Origin of the sequence: Streptomyces sp. NPDC051286 (assembly GCF_044455345.1) — a bacterium.
Lineage (GTDB): Bacteria > Actinomycetota > Actinomycetes > Streptomycetales > Streptomycetaceae > Streptomyces.
In genome coordinates this window covers 1-14443 of sequence record NZ_JBITER010000011.1, presented here as the reverse complement: position 1 = coordinate 14443, position 14443 = coordinate 1, and the positions used below count along the sequence as shown (strand labels likewise).

General features: G+C 68.4%; 9 protein-coding genes. 6 read left to right on the top strand and 3 right to left on the bottom strand.

What is annotated here, in order from left to right:
- Positions 1-780 precede the first annotated feature (780 nt).
- Genes ACIBB8_RS13700 through ACIBB8_RS13690 form a run of 3 tightly spaced genes read left to right on the top strand, consistent with a single transcriptional unit; the run spans position 781 to position 5829 of the window.
- Positions 781-1722: an ABC transporter ATP-binding protein gene (locus ACIBB8_RS13700; RefSeq protein WP_398951624.1), complete on the top strand. Its 942-nt coding sequence runs from the start codon at positions 781-783 to the stop codon at positions 1720-1722.
- Complete coding sequence (locus ACIBB8_RS13695) at positions 1719-3077, top strand: ABC transporter permease (RefSeq protein ID WP_398951622.1); 1359 nt, start codon at positions 1719-1721, stop codon at positions 3075-3077. The genes ACIBB8_RS13700 and ACIBB8_RS13695 overlap by 4 nt, the downstream gene beginning before the upstream one ends.
- 4 nt (positions 3078-3081) lie before the next feature.
- The gene (locus tag ACIBB8_RS13690; RefSeq protein WP_398951620.1) at positions 3082-5829 is read left to right on the top strand and encodes a bifunctional YncE family protein/alkaline phosphatase family protein; all 2748 of its coding nucleotides are present in this window, start codon (positions 3082-3084) and stop codon (positions 5827-5829) included.
- Between the two features lie 311 nt (positions 5830-6140).
- On the opposite strand, the gene ACIBB8_RS13685 is transcribed toward ACIBB8_RS13690, so the two are convergent.
- Complete coding sequence (locus ACIBB8_RS13685; protein ID WP_398951617.1) at positions 6141-7379, bottom strand: MFS transporter; 1239 nt, start codon at positions 7377-7379, stop codon at positions 6141-6143.
- A 717-nt stretch (positions 7380-8096) separates the two neighbouring features.
- Positions 8097-8699 carry a TetR/AcrR family transcriptional regulator gene (locus ACIBB8_RS13680; RefSeq protein ID WP_398951615.1) on the bottom strand — a complete coding sequence of 201 codons (603 nt, stop codon included), beginning with the start codon at positions 8697-8699 and terminating at the stop codon, positions 8097-8099.
- A 65-nt stretch (positions 8700-8764) separates the two neighbouring features.
- On the opposite strand from ACIBB8_RS13680, the gene ACIBB8_RS13675 reads away from it, so the two are divergent.
- The 3 genes from ACIBB8_RS13675 (at position 8765) to ACIBB8_RS13665 (ending at position 12875) form a co-directional block, all read left to right on the top strand.
- Positions 8765-9790, top strand: coding sequence for an ATP-binding cassette domain-containing protein (locus ACIBB8_RS13675; RefSeq protein WP_398951613.1), 1026 nt, complete (start codon positions 8765-8767; stop codon positions 9788-9790).
- A complete protein-coding gene (locus tag ACIBB8_RS13670; RefSeq protein WP_398951611.1) occupies positions 9787-10635 on the top strand; it encodes an ABC transporter permease in 849 nt (282 codons plus the stop codon). Before ACIBB8_RS13675 ends, ACIBB8_RS13670 begins: the two co-directional genes overlap by 4 nt.
- A 125-nt stretch (positions 10636-10760) precedes the next feature.
- On the top strand, positions 10761-12875 hold the full coding sequence (locus ACIBB8_RS13665) for an MMPL family transporter (RefSeq protein WP_398951609.1): 2115 nt from the start codon (positions 10761-10763) through the stop codon (positions 12873-12875).
- 759 nt (positions 12876-13634) lie between these two features.
- Here ACIBB8_RS13665 and ACIBB8_RS13660 read toward each other — a convergent pair.
- On the bottom strand, positions 13635-14174 hold the full coding sequence (locus ACIBB8_RS13660) for a hypothetical protein (RefSeq protein WP_398951607.1): 540 nt from the start codon (positions 14172-14174) through the stop codon (positions 13635-13637).
- Positions 14175-14443 lie beyond the last annotated feature (269 nt).

Sequence of the window (14443 nt, the reverse complement as noted above, 5' to 3'; positions counted from 1 at the left end):
CCTTCCCATTTCGTTCCCGGAACCTACGCCGCCCTCATCCTGCCTGCTCGGGTACGCCTCCTCGGAGACTCGTCCCTGCCATCGGGTGGCGACCCGAATATATGTGCAGCCGACGCCCAGCAGGTCGGGCGGGCGGCACGCGAGGGCGCCCGCAGGGATGAGAAGCGTCGTCGTTCTGGGTCAACTGGTACGTCTTCCGACGAGCGTTCCCTGGCCGGCCTGCAGCCCGCACAGGAGGCCGAGGCCGCTTCGCAGGCCCCGCGCGCCGGCACAGCATCGTCGCAGCCCGGCGGTCGCTGCGTCAGCGGCCGTACCACCTGCACGAGTTGCTCATTCCTGCGCCGACCCTGGACATAAAAAAGGAAAACCCCCCGCCTTTGGCGCTGTTGCAGCGCCCGCACAGCGCGCTGCGGGTGCGCGCTTCGCGCTGGTAGCGCACCACATTGCGGGCCGCGCGCGGCACTTCGTACGGACTCGGTGCGTCCCGGTGTTGCCCAAGTCCGGCTCACTGCCGGCTACTCCGTCCACACGGACTTGTCGACGCCTTGTCCTGATCGCGATCCAACCGGCGGCGATGTTCGCGATGGCACGTGTCTGATGGCCCGTTGCGCTCTGCGATCCGGCCATCGAGGGGGCTGGTCGACATATCGGTGGTGCTCGGCGGGGCATCGGCGGGGCGGACGCCGGGTCGTCTCCCGTTCCATAAACGTTCAACCGGCTGTCCCTGCCTGCCACGTGTGCCGTCCCTAGGGTCCTTGAAGGTTTCGAAAGGAAGGGCTCATGGACACACTCCTCGCGATCCGGGCTCGCGGGATCACCAAGCATTTCGGCGACGTCGTCGCACTCGACGGCATCGATCTGGATGTGGCGCAGGGGCAGATCCACGGCCTGGTCGGACCCAACGGTGCCGGCAAGACGACCCTGCTCGGCCTCCTGCTGGGCCTGGCCGTCGCCGACAGCGGCCACCTCGAGATCCTGGGTACGCCGGTCGGGCGGGCACTCGCCGCTCCCGACGGTGTCGCCGGTTTCGTGGATGGGCCCGGTCTCTACCCCTCGCTCACCGCCAGGCAGAACCTCGCCGCGTTGGCCGCTCTCCGCGGCCGCGACGCGCGGACAACGGGAATCGACGACGTGCTTGACCAGGTCGGGCTCACCGATGTCGCCGACGAACGGGCCCGCGGCTTCTCCCTCGGCATGCGTCAGCGGCTCGGGCTCGCCGCCGCCCTGCTCACCAAGCCCCGGCTGCTCGTGCTCGACGAACCTTCCAACGGCCTCGACCCGGCCGGCAAAAGACACGTACACGGTGTCCTCACCCGGCTCGCGTCGGACGGAACCAGCATCGTGCTCTCGAGCCACCGCATGGACGACCTCGAGGCACTGTGCTCCGAGGTCACCATCGTCGCCACCGGACGGGTCGTCTTCTCAGGCCCGCTGAGCAAGCTGGCCGCCGAGAACCGTGAACTCGACTACCGCCTGCTGACCTCCGACCCGCAGGCCGCCCGCGGGCTGGCTGTCGACACGGCCGGGATCCGCGTCGTCGACGACGCCGGGGCACGGCATGACGCCGAAGTGCTCGTCGTGCGCGCGCTGGTGCCCGCCCTCGACGAACTGGTGGTCAGGCTCGTGCACGCGGGCGTCGCGGTGCGCGAGCTCGCACCCGTGGTGTCGCCGCTCGAGGCCGCCTTCCTCGCCCTGACCGAGCAGCAGGAGGCCGGCCGATGACCGCGACCATCGCCGACGACGTTGTTGCCGGTGCCCGCCGCGTTTCGATTTCGCGCGGCTACCGCTTCGAGCTGGTCAAGTTGGTCTCGCAATGGCGGATCCGCTTGCTGGTCCTCGCCTGCTGGATCGCGCCGGCGCTCTTCGTCGCCGCGGTGAGCCAGCAGAGCTCGCTCCCCTCCGACACCCTCTTCGGTCGCTGGATGCACGCCACGGGGTGGGCCGGATCGCTGGTGGTGCTCGGTTTCGCGGGCACCTGGGCGCTCCCGCTGCTGACCTCGGTGGTCGCCGGCGACGTGTTCGCCTCCGAGGACCGGCTCGGCACCTGGCGCCACCTGCTCGTGGCGGTCCGGTCGCCTCGACGGATCTTCGCAGCGAAGGCGCTGGCCAGCCTCACCGTCATCCTGCTGCTCGTGGCCGGACTGGCCTGTTCCAGCGCGGCCGGCGGGATCGTGGCGGTCGGTAACCAGCCGCTGGTCGGCCTCGACGGCCATCTGCTGACGCCGGCGGACGCCGGCGTCAGGGTCCTGCTCGCCTGGGTCTGCGTGCTCGCCCCGACGCTGTCCCTCGCCGCGATCGGGCTCCTCGGGTCGGTCGCGCTGGGGCGGTCCCCGATGGGGCTGCTGCTGCCCCCGCTCGTCGCGCTCGCGATGCAGGTCGCCCAGATGCTGCCGCTGCCCGTCGCCGTGCGCCTCGCCCTGCCCGGCTACGCATTCACCGCCTGGAACGGCCTGTTCACCAGCCCGGCACAGGTCGGCCCGCTCCTGATCGGCATCGTGGTCAGCCTGGTGTGGGCGGTGGTCGCGACAGCGCTGGCGTACCTGCTTTTCCTGCGGCGCGACTTCACCAACCTGGCCTACGACGGTTCCGGGCGCCGCGCGATCACCACCGGACTCCTGCCGCTGGCCGGACTGGCCGCCCTCACCGTTGCGGTGGTCGCCGTGGCGACCCCGTCGATGGGGTCCGGAATCGAGCAGGACAAGGTGCAGCGGTCGGTCGCCACGGCATTCGCCCACCTCTACCGCATACAGACCCAGCAGCTCAACCGCCCTGCCGTCACCGAGGCGCAGCTGCGGGTCACGACGGCGTGCAACAAGAGCGGCGGCCAGGTCGCCCCCCAGGGAGCGGGCAATGACTGGCGTTGCGTCGTCACCTGGCATCTCCCCGGCGTCGAGGCCGCGGGGACGGCCATCTACCAGCTTGACGTCGCCTCAGACGGGCGGTTCGTAGCCGATGGCGACGGACCGAAGGAAGTGAACGGCTACTTCCTGGTGCGGACCCCGACCGGGGACGCACCGAACCCCCTTTGGCAGTTCGACGGCAACGTCGAACTGCTCGACACCACCCCGAAGGGATAATCCCATGCAGGTAACACGGCAGCGTCGGATTAACGAGAAGGAACAGATCAGCCTTTTCGGTCGACGCGTCGGCCGCCGGACCCCTCTGGTAACGGCGGGCATCGCTGTCGTTCTCGCCGTCACGGGCACCGCTGTTGCTCAGACACATCAGTTCGGCACCGAGGAGGTCGGCCAGGTCACCGCTAACGGCCAGGTCGTCTCCGCCGACCAGTACATCGCCCCGTACGGCAGCCGCACCGTCATCAACGACGGCAAGATCATGTCGTCCTCGGCCAGCCCGGACGGCACCCACCTCGCGGCCTCGGTCACCGACGGTGGGATAGCACTGGTCATCATGGACCTCAAGACCGGGCAGGTGAAGCAGCGCGTCGGTACCCCGGCGTCGGCGGACCTGCGCATCAAGAGCAACTCCGTCGGCCAGGAGGGTCCGACGTACTCGCCCGATGGTTCGCAGCTGTGGCTGGGCCAGCTCGACGGCTACACCAAGTTCACCGTGAACCCGGACGGCACCCTGTCCAACCCGGCGACCGTCTCGATCCCGGCCGACGGCTCCAAGCAGGCACTGGTGGGTGCGGCGGTGTTCTCGGCCGACGGCTCCACGGTGTACTCCGCGGTCAACGGCCAGAACCGGGTGGTCGCCATCGACGCGGCGACCGGGACCATCAAGCAGAGCTGGGCCGTGGGCAACGCCCCCCGTGGCATCGCCATGGTCGGCAACAAGCTCTACGTCAGCAACGAGGGCGGGCGTCCGGCGAAGCCCGGCGACACCACGATGAACTCCTACGGCACCCAGGTGCTGGCCGACCCGGACACCGGTGCCACCACCACCGGCACGGTCAGCGTCATCAACCTGGCGGACCCGTCCGCCGCCGCTACGAGCATCGACGTCGGTCTGCACCCGACCGCGGTGTACGCCAAGAACGGGGCGGTGTTCGTCACCAACACCGCGGACAACAACGTGTCGGTCATCAACACCGCCAACGACAAGGTCGTGCAGACCATCGCCACCCAGCCGTGGCCGGAGGCGTCGGTCGGCTACGAGCCCAACGCGGTGACGCTCACCGACGACGGTCGCCTGCTGGTGACGCTCGGCCGCGCCAACGCGGTCGCCGTCTACCGGTACACCTCCCCGCAGGAGCCGGCCGGCTACGTGGGCTTGCTTCCGACGGACTACTTCCCTGCGGAGATCACCACCGTCGGCGAGAACGTGGTCGTTTCCAACACCCGTGGTATTGACGCCCTTCGCCCCACCAACAAGGCCGGGCACGGCACCCACGACACGACGTCGAGCCTGACGCAGTTCACGCTGCCGGACGACAGTGTCATCAAGTCCGAGACCGGCAAGGTCTTCACGCAGAACGGCTGGCACGGCAGCTCGGTCATCCAGGGCACGGGCGACGCGAAGCCGGTGCCGGTCCCGGTGAAGCTCGGCGACCCCTCGACGATCAAGCACGTCTTCCTGCTCGTCAAGGAGAACCGGACCTACGACCAGGTCTTCGGTGACATGCCGCAGGGCAACGGCGACCCGTCGCTTACGCAGTTCGGCGAGAACGTGACGCCGAACCAGCACGCGCTGGCCAAGCAGTTCGGGCTGTACGACAACACGTACGACATCGGCACGAACTCCGCCGAAGGTCACAACTGGCTGATGCAGGCCGACAACCCGGAGTACACCGAGTCCTCGGCCGGTGAGTACAAGCGCAGCTACGACACCGAGGACGACGCTCTCGGCCACCAGAAGTCCGGCTTCATCTGGACCGGTGCGCAGGCGGCGGGGAAGACCGTGCGGGACTTCGGCGAGTTCCAGTCGTTCGAGAGCAAGCCGTCCGGCGCGAACTGGCAGAACCTGTACTGCGACGCCAAGAACATGGACGCGACGGGGCAGAAGACCGCCTACCCCATACAGACGGGCTCGGCGATCCCGTCGCTCAACAAGGTGTCGGTGCCCGGCTTCCCGATGTTCGACATGGACGTCCCGGACGTCTACAAGTACGAGATCTGGAAGCAGGACTTCCAGAAGAACGGTCCGGCGAACCTGAACATGTTCTGGTTCTCCAACGACCACACCGGTGGTCCGACGAACGCGCCCGCCGCGGTCGCGGACAACGACCTCGCGGTCGGCAAGATGGTCGACGAGATCTCGCACAGCAAGTACTGGAAGGACTCGGCGATCTTCGTCGTCGAGGACGACTCCCAGAACGGCCTCGACCACATCGACGGCCACCGTGCCCCGGTCCAGATCATCAGCCCCTGGGCGCAGCACGGCAAGGTCGACAGCCGCTACTACTCGCAGATCACGATGATGCGGACCATCGAGCAGATCCTCGGGATCCACCCGATGAACCAGAAGGACAGCGCGGCCAGCCCGATGCGTGGGGCGTTCACCCAGCACGCGGACTACACGCCGTTCAAGGCGCTGCCCAACCGGACCTCGCTGACCGACGGCCTGAAGACCCCGCCTGCCTGCGGCGTGGACACCCCGGCGCCGCAGAACCCCAGTGCAGCACCCGCGCCGTCGGCGAAGGTGCCGGCGGACAAGCAGGCGATCGCGGCGAAGTGGGAGGACTGGAAGTCGCACCAGCGGCTGACCGGGCCCAACGCCGAGCCCGACTTCGCGAACCCCGCGCAGATGAACCACTTCACGTGGTACCAGACGCACGAATGGAAGAAGCCGTACCCCGGCGAGGACAAGATCTTCACGCCGGAGGGCGTGCCGGGCGCCTACATCCCGTCGTCGGAGTCCGACGGCTGACGTAGGCTGATCGCGCCAAGGGGCCCGTGGCCGGCGTCACCGCCGGCCACGGGCCCCTTCTGCCCGCTGTGACCGCTCGCTGCTGACCGACCCCCACGCCGCCAAACGGATCCGGCTGTTCGGTCTCGGCGGCTTCCTGCACGGCCGGCTGGTCCGCGCGGGGGTCCCAGCAGTTCGCGCCGAAAAACAACGCTACGGAATGCTCCACGGGTCAGCGCGCGGGTTCCCTGGCGGCCAGCTGCTCGTTGTGCTCGCGCAGCATCCGCATGACGGTGGCCTACCTGCGCGGATGGCGCGGCGGCGCGGTGTGGTCAGACGGCAACCGGAGCGTCCTTCTTGGCGGAGAGCCGGTGGATGCTCCACACACTCGGGGCGAACAGCAGGACGAGCGTTGCCAGGGTCATCGCGACGGCACTCGCGACAAGGACGTTGGCAGCGCCAAGGGAGGTCGCAGCGGCGCCGACCACGACGTAGCCCAAGGGCACAGCTGCAAGTTCACCGATGTCGCTGATTGAACTCACCCGCCCCAGCAGAGCCTCCGGAAGCTGCTGCTGCATGGCGGTGTTCCAGCACACGATGGCTATGTCGAGACCGATCCCCGCGAGGACCGCCGAGGCAGCCAGCACGAGCAGCGGTGTCCCGGCGGCCAGGGCGAGCAGGGGAAGCGCCAAGGGAAGATTCGCACAGATACAGGCGACCATGATTCTGGACGGTTTCCACTTCAGGGAAATTACGCCACCGGCGACCAGACCGACAGCAAATGCTCCTTGAACGGTTCCCCAGACGGCAGCACTGAGATTCCGTTCATGGGTGACCACAGGCCCGAGGAGCTGATACCCACCCAGCCAAAGCGCAACGACAACCGTTCCGGAAAGAACATAGGACCACAGCCAAAAACGGCCTGAGAATTCTTTCCATCCCTCCTGGAAATCGCGGATTATAGATGTGCGCGCCTTCATCGGCCCGGAAATGACGAGGCGATTACACAACGCGGCAGCAAGGGCGAAACTAGCCGCATCCCACACCAAAGCCCACTGTGGTCCGACGAGTGCCACGAGTGCACCTCCGATAGCCGGTGCCACGATTCTGATGACGTTGGTCGGAAGACGCAGGAGGGCATTCGCCTCCTGGAGCTCCGAGGCGTCGACAATCTGCGGCAGCAGGCTGTTCATGGCAGGTTGCATGATGGCCGAGGAGCCGCCTGCGACGGCGGCGAAAACGGCGATTCGCACGGTGTCCGCGGTGCCCGACGCAACCAGTAGAACCACACCGGCCTGGGTCAGGGCCAGCGCGAGATTACCGAATACGATGAGGCGTCGTTTGGAGAGCCGGTCGGCGACCACTCCCCCCGCCAACAGCAGGACTATTTGCGGAACGGTGTTACTGGCCAGCACGATGGCCAGCGAATTCGGCTTGCTGTCAAAGCCGAGAACGCTGAATGCCAGGGCGACGGGCGCCATTGCCGAACCACTCATCGATATAAGTCGAGCCAGCATGAAGATGCGAAACTGTTTGTGGCGCAGGACGGAAAAGGTTCCCTTGATGAGCACCCCGCGCACCCTACCAGTCCGATAGCGCTGCTCCAGAATCCGCCAGATCACATAACACTGATGACTGCGACGCAGCCAGCAATAGATAGAATCTTTACGTGATGAGCATCACGTGTCACTTCCCAGGTGTCCGTACCGTCCCGCATTGAACGCCTTGGGGTGAATAGCTCTCGATTGGAATGCCTGGCCGAAAGGTGACCCTTGACGGGCTGTTTGGTGCACGAATCCTTCACAGCGCCTGGGCTTGTGCTCTTGGCCCCGGTTTTCCAACGGAAGAAAGGGATTCGAAATGTCGGAGCTCAACACCAACGCTGACCAAGCACTACAAGGACCCCGACCATTTCAGGTCCCATCTGCCGACACCCGGGGGCGGTCGGTGGAGCGGACGCCGGTAGTCAACGGCATGCTCCTCCGCGGCGTACGGCGTGGGCCGCGGCGATCCTCGGCGTGCGGCAGGTCGCGCCGCCCGGCACGCCCGCTCGCCACGTCGGCCACAAGCCCTGGCAGCTCCTCATGGGGCAAACATGGCCGGTCACGGCACTAGGGCGTGTTTCGAAAGGAGCGTCGTCCGCCCGCAGGGCGGGCCTGGCGGCGTCTGGTGCGTGCGATCGCAAGGCGGAGGGTCACCCCGATACTGGGCGTATCGGGGAGAGCCCAACAACGCAGCGAGCGTGCGTGCCAGGCGTCGCCAGGCAGGCGGGACTTTCGAAACACGCCCTAGCAACGCGCCTCCCCGCCGCAGAGGCGCAGTGCGCTTTCCAAGCACAGAGCCTCTGCCTCGTGGGCAGTGAGGCGCCCGGTTGCGACTTGTGCCACGGCCGTGTGCTGGAGCCCGAAAATAACGGCGGCGAGCCAGGCCGCGGGGAGTGACGGGTCGAAGTCGCCCGCGTGCTGGCCTCGTTGGATGAGCCGTTCGAGCCGCGGGGGCGCGAAGTCATGGGGGTCGTTGTCGGGCCGCGGGATCCGGGCCGCGGTGGCGTTCAGCAGCATGGGATAGCGGTCGAGGAACCGCCAGCCGGCGCCGAGGAACTGGGCCAGCGCGTCGGCGGGCGGGGCAGTGTCGAGGCCCGCGTCGTCGAGCATGGCGGCGAATTCGGCGGCCGCGGCCTCGACGAGGGCGGCTACCAGGGCGTCGCGTGAAGGGAAGTGCGCGTAGACGGTCTGGCGCGTGACGCCGGCCGTGACGGCGATGTCCTCCATGCTCGCGTCGGGCCGCTCGCCGAGCACGCCCCGGGCCGCGTTGAGGATGGCGTCGATGCTGCGCCGGGCGTCGGACCGGCGGCGGCGTGGCGGCGTGGCGGTGTCGTGCGGGTCAACCATGCCAAGAATGATATGCGTTCGAGCATAGCCTTGACATGTTGTAAGAGATAGCTAACTCTTACAGCATGTCAAAGAAAAGCCTGGATGGAGATCATCCGGCGATCGAGGCGCACGGTCTGGTCAAGGTCTATGGAAAGAACCGGGCGCTGGACGGGATCGACCTCACGGTCCGGCGCGGTCAGGTGTTCGGCTTCCTCGGCCCCAACGGGGCGGGCAAGACCACCACGATCCGCATCCTGGCCACGTTGACCCGGCCGGACGGCGGCACCACCCGCGTCCTCGGCCATGACGTGCTGACCGAGGCGGACGCGATCCGGGCCCGGGTGGCGGTGACCGGTCAGTTCGCCTCCCTCGACGAGGACCTGACCGGATACGAGAACCTGCTGATCCTCGGCCGGCTCCACGGCTTGTCCCGAGCGGCCGGCAGACAGCGCGCCAACGATCTGCTCGTCGCGTTCGACCTGACCCGCTCGGCCGGCCGCCCGGTGGGCGGCTACTCGGGCGGCATGCGCCGCCGGCTCGATATCGCCGCCAGCCTGATCGTGACCCCCGACCTGCTGTTCCTCGACGAGCCCACCACCGGTCTTGACCCGCGCAGCCGCAACCAGGTGTGGGAGCTGGTTCGCCGGATCGCCGCGGCCGGTACCACGGTGCTGCTCACCACCCAGTACCTCGAGGAGGCCGACCAGCTCGCCGAACAGATCGCGGTCATCGACAACGGCCGGATCGTGGCCGAAGGCACCAGCGCCCAGCTCAAGTCCCGAGTCGGCTCAGGCACCCTGCACCTCCGGCTCCTCGACGGCGAGCAGCGCCCGCAAGCGCTGCAGATCCTGGCCGGTGCCCTGGAGGGGACGGTCCAGCTCGCCGCCGACCCGCTCGCCCTGTCCGTGCTGCTCGCCACCCGGCCTGACGCGACGGACGTGGGCCGGCTGGTCGGGCGCGCCGCGACCCGGCTCGCCGACGCCGGGGTGGGCATCGCCGATCTCTCCCTCGGCCGGCCCAGCCTGGACGAGGCCTTCCTCGCCCTGACCGGCCATCAGGCCGGTCAGGCCGGTCAGGCCACCATCGACCACGAGGGCCTGAGCGTATGAGTATTCCTGCCGCCTCCACGCGTCCCGCCGCGGCGGAGGCCGACCCGATCGACGTCCTGCTCGCCGCGGGACGCTTACGCCGCCGTGCCGGGGCACTCGCCGCCTCGGCCGCCTTCGGCAGGCGCGCCATGCTCAAGATCAAGCACGACCCCAAGCAGCTCGTGGACTCGGCCGCCATCCCGATCCTGTTCACCGTGCTGTTCACGTACCTGTTCGGCGGCGCCGTCAGCGGTTCGACCAGCGACTACCTCAAGATCCTCCTGCCCGGCGTGCTCGCCATGAGCATCGCCATCGTCACCATGTACGGCGGTGCCCGTCTCGCCCAGGACGTGCGGAGCGGAGCCTTTGACCGCTTCCGCGGCCTGCCGGTCTGGCGCGGCGCCTTCGTGCTCGGCGGCCTGCTCAGCGATGCCGCCCGCTACCTGTTCGCCTCCGCCATCGTGGTGGTCCTCGGCGCGCTCATGGGCTATCGCCCCGACGGCGGCGCGCTGGGCGTGCTCGCCGCGGTCGCCCTGGTCGTCGCCTTCGGGCTCTCGCTGTCCCTGCTGTGGGCCGCCCTCGCCCTGGTCATCCACGACCCGGCCGTCGTGATCAGCATCGCCAACGCCGTGCTGATGCCGCTCTCGTTCGCCAGCAACATCTTCGTCCAGCCCAGCAGCATGCCCGGCTGGCTCCAGGCCTTCGTCGACGTCAACCCACTCAGCCACGTCGCGACCGCGGCCCGGGACCTGATGAACGACACCGGCGGCGCCGGCGGCGCGGTCGCCTGGTCCCTCACCGCGACCGCCGTCATCACCCTCGTGTGCGCCCCGATCACGCTCCGCCTCTACAGCAAGCAGGGCTGAGGGGCGATCCGACAGGGATCTGTGCTGGGCCTGGCACGACGGACCGGCACGCTGCGGCACATGAACATCGACCTTCTCCAGGCAGTCGTCATCCCCCTTGCCCGAACCTTTTCAGTGGAGTTTTCATGCGAGTATTAACATTTTCGTCCGGCCGGAGGGCCAAATGGGCCGTCCTCGTGTTCTGGATCGGCCTGGTGGTCGTCGGCAGCATCTTCAGCGGCAAGTTCACCAGCGTCCAGAAGAACGACGTGGGCACGTTCCTGCCGAAGAATGCCGAGTCGACACAGGCCATCGAACTGGCGAAGAAGTTCACACCGGACGTCAGCTCGGCGGTCGTCGTCTATGAGCGCGCCGATGGCGCCGTCACCGCGGACGACCGGGCGGTGGCCGCGGCGGACTCCCGGCGCTTCGCGCAGTTGGCGCACGTGACCACGCCCATCGTCGGCCCGGTGGTCGCGAAGGACGGCCGGGCGATCGAGCTCGTCGTCCCCATCAAGTCCGAGGGCGCCGGGCACACGGGCTCAAGCGAGATCGAGACCGCCGTCAAGGAGATGCGGTCGATCCTCCACTCCCATCCCGGCGTCACCACGCACGTCACTGGACCCGCGGGCTACGCCGCGGACCAGGCCAACGCGTTCTCGGGTGCCGACAAGGCGCTGCTCCTGCTGACGGTCGCGATCGTCGTCGTCATCCTGCTACTCACCTATCGCAGCCCGGTGCTGTGGATCGCCCCGTTGATCTGCGTGGGTGTGGCGTTGGTCGTCGCACAGGCGACGATCTACCTCTTCGCCCGGTACGGGGGCCTGACGGTCAAGGGGGACACCCAGTTCATCCTCACCGTGCTGGTCTTCGGCGCGGGCACCGACTACGCCCTGCTGCTCATTGCCCGCTACCGCGAAGAACTGCGCCGACACGAGGACCGGCATGAGGCGATGGCGGTCGCCCTGCGACACGCCGGGTCAGCCATCCTCGCCAGTGGCGTGACGCTGGTCCTGAGCATGCTGTGTTTCCTCGTGGCCGAGCTCAACTCGACCAAGAGCCTGGGGCCTGCGATGGCCATCGGCGTCGCGAGCGCCCTGGCCGCGATGATCACACTGCTTCCGGCTCTCCTCGTCATCCTCGGGCGCTGGGTGTTCTGGCCGGTCCGGCCCACGTTCGGCTCCCCGCAGCCGGCGCAGCGCGGCCCGTGGACGTGGATCGGGCGCGTGGTGTCCCGCCGGCCGCGCACCACCTGGATCGGTACCTCGGTCGTGCTCGGTGTGCTGGCGCTCGGCCTGATCGGGTTCACGGCGGACAACATGCAGCTGAAGGACTCCTTCACCAGCAAGCCCGAAGCCGTCACCGGTGAGCAGGCGATGGTCCGGCACTTCCCGGCGGGCGGCGGCGATCCCGTCCAGATCATCGGCTCCACCGGCGCGGCCGAACCGCTACGGTCCGCCGTGGCCGCCACGCCCGGGATCACGGACGTCACCGCGCCGGTTGTGAAGGACGGCCACGTCTACCTGGAGGGCACGCTGACGGCCGCCTCGAACAGCAACGCGGCGTTCGCAACCGTCGACCGGCTGCGTGATGCGGTGCACGCCGTCCCCGGCGCGGAGGCCAAGGTGGGTGGAGGCAACGCGATCGACCTCGACTACCGGAGGGCCGCCCAGCACGACCGGACCCTGCTGGTCCCGCTCGTCCTGGTTGTCGTGGGCCTCATCGTCGGCGTGCTGCTGCGTGCCTTCGTCGCGCCGCTGGTCCTGCTCGGCACCGTCGTGCTGTCGTTCGCGGCGGCGCTCGGTGTGAGCGCCCTGACCTTCCAGCACATTTTCGGGTTCGCCGGAGCCGACCCGCAGATTCCGCTGTGGATCTTCGTCTTCCTCATCGCCCTGGGAGTCGACTACAACATCTTCCTGATGACGCGGGTGCACGAGGAATCCAGGGTGCACGGCACCCGGCGCGGAGCGCTGCGCGGCCTGAGCGCCACCGGCGGCGTGATCACATCCGCGGGCATCGTGCTCGCCGGAACATTCGCCGCGCTCGCGACGCTGCCACTGGTCTTCGCGGCGGAAATCGGCTTCGCGGTCGCGTTCGGCGTACTCCTCGACACCTTCGTGGTGCGCTCTGTCCTCGTCACCGCCCTGACGTACGACATCGGTCGCTGGATGTGGTGGCCGAGTGCCATGAGCCGCGAGAAGGAGAAAACGGAGAGCGATCGCAAGGAGGAGCTCGCGCCGCACTCGCTCGCCCGGCGGTGAATCCTCCGTGACCGGGCGGGGCCGGGTCACCCGAGGCAAGCTCGATCAGGGCTGGCGCCTCGGCGTGATCCAGGCCCCGTCCGCGTTCGCAGGCGGCCTCGTAGTCGCGCCCGCCTACCACTGCGTGGGTCAGACCGCGTTCGATCAGGCCCAGGCGGAAACCTGTGGCATCCCCATACCCGGCGTCAGCGACGAGCAGGTCCGGCAGCTCCCAGTCGTCGCAGACTTCGTCCTCCCGACACCCGGGGGGGCGGTCGGTGGAGCGGACACCACCAGTCAACGGCATTCTTCTCAGCGGGGCACGAGCGTCCGCAGCGGTATCTCCCTGGAATATCCGGGCGGTTGAGGATGCCGGCACCGGGATGACTGCACTCACCTATCTCGGCGGAACGACCGCACTCATCGAATACGGCGGCCTGCGCCTGCTGACCGACCCGACCTTCGACGCCCCGGCGACTACCCGATCGGCGAGCGCAGGCTCGTCAAGCTGGCCAGGCCCGCCCTGGGCGCGCAGGAGGTGGGGACGGTCGACGCGGTATTGCTCTCGCAAGACCAGCAACCGGACGGCCTTGACCATGCGGGGCGTACGTACGCCGCCGCTGCCCACCCGGGTCCGCTCCCGCCCACTCCGGAGCTGTCGGGGAGCGAGGAGCGCGGAGGGCCTCGTTCGGTTCGTTGCGGGCGAGCGCGGCGTGCGTGAGCGGTGCCCGCGGGCTGTCGGCCCGCGCCGACACGACACCGCCACGGGGCGGTGCTGTGTCAGACGGTGGCCTTCGAGGGCGCCGGCAGGCGGGCCGGGTCGAAGACGGTGGCAGCGAGCGTGCCGTCGGAGGTGATCAGTCCGAAGACCGGGTACCCGGTGATGTCGAAGGCCTCGCCGAGCGGTCCATCACCCGGCTCGACCACGACATGGGCGACCTCGGACAGGACCGCCACCTGCTCACGGGCCTCCTCCTCGGTGCCGTGCACAACGGCGAGGACGCTGCGACCGGTCTCACGGGTGGCGGTACGGGCCTGCTCCACGAAGAGCGGCAGCCGCTCCTTGCAGGCCCGGCAGTCGGGTGAGAAGAAGCCGAGCATGGTCTCGCCGAGGCCCTCGCGGGTGATCCGCTCACCGGCGGTAGTGACCGCGGAGAAGCCGGGGACAGCGGAGCCGGCCGGGATGATAAGGCCTTCCACCACCCTGTCGCCCTTCTCCTCGGCCTGGGCGCGGAGTTTGCGTATGACACCGAAGGTGAGCAGCAGGTTCAGCAGACAGAGCACGGCGATAAGGGCGACGGCGGTGACCAGAAAGGGCATGGGTGACTCCGAGGTCTCGTGTCATCGTAGGGCGGGGTGTCCGCCGGTCGGGATCGCGGGATGCGGGGTACGGCGGCTTGGACGGGTGCGGCGTGCCCGGTGCAGCAGCTGCGGATTGCTCGTCGAAATGGCCACCGTGATGGTCAATGAACATGAAACACATGCGCAGTCATAGCAGTTGTCGCCTACGGGACGGATCTACGGACCCGTCCCGAGGTACGTGGGGCGCCGTCGTCGAACAGCGTGCCCAGCTCGTCCGTGAAGATCAC

Coding starts and splice junctions, on each gene's coding strand:
- ACIBB8_RS13700 (WP_398951624.1), top strand. CDS start 781: ATGGACACACTCCTCGCGATCCGGGCTCGCGGGATCACCAAGCATTTC.
- ACIBB8_RS13680 (WP_398951615.1), bottom strand. CDS start 8,699: ATGGTTGACCCGCACGACACCGCCACGCCGCCACGCCGCCGCCGGTCC.
- ACIBB8_RS13660 (WP_398951607.1), bottom strand. CDS start 14,174: ATGCCCTTTCTGGTCACCGCCGTCGCCCTTATCGCCGTGCTCTGTCTG.
- ACIBB8_RS13675 (WP_398951613.1), top strand. CDS start 8,765: ATGTCAAAGAAAAGCCTGGATGGAGATCATCCGGCGATCGAGGCGCAC.
- ACIBB8_RS13665 (WP_398951609.1), top strand. CDS start 10,761: ATGCGAGTATTAACATTTTCGTCCGGCCGGAGGGCCAAATGGGCCGTC.
- ACIBB8_RS13690 (WP_398951620.1), top strand. CDS start 3,082: ATGCAGGTAACACGGCAGCGTCGGATTAACGAGAAGGAACAGATCAGC.
- ACIBB8_RS13695 (WP_398951622.1), top strand. CDS start 1,719: ATGACCGCGACCATCGCCGACGACGTTGTTGCCGGTGCCCGCCGCGTT.
- ACIBB8_RS13670 (WP_398951611.1), top strand. CDS start 9,787: ATGAGTATTCCTGCCGCCTCCACGCGTCCCGCCGCGGCGGAGGCCGAC.